The sequence below is a fragment of the Ochrobactrum sp. SFR4 genome (assembly GCF_019730395.1).
Lineage (GTDB): Bacteria > Pseudomonadota > Alphaproteobacteria > Rhizobiales > Rhizobiaceae > Pseudochrobactrum.
In genome coordinates, this window is sequence record NZ_JAAPBB010000910.1 from 1 (window position 1) to 263 (window position 263).

Here is a 263-nt window from a genome sequence, read left to right on the forward strand (position 1 = left end):
GACACAGCTCTCTCATGAGCTTGGTTTCGGCGTCACTATTGAGGGCGTGGAGACTGAGGAACAGCTGAAACTGATTCGCGGAACCGGTGGTGCAGATCTGGTACAGGGCTTTTTGCTCGGCGCACCACTGAGTGCCGATGAGATCAGTGCGCAGCTCGGGCGCTCGCTCTCCGTGATGTCGAATAATCATGCAGAGGCCGCGCAGGCGGACGAACTTCCTTCCTGATCAACGGTTCTTTCTGAGAATATGCCGGTGATATTTG

The 263-nt window shown here is 55.5% G+C and carries 1 pseudogene; it reads left to right on the forward strand.

The features are described from left to right. Window positions 1-226 (forward strand): annotated as a pseudogene (locus tag HBA93_RS21740) (hypothetical protein); the annotation flags it as partial. Window positions 227-263 lie beyond the last annotated feature (37 nt).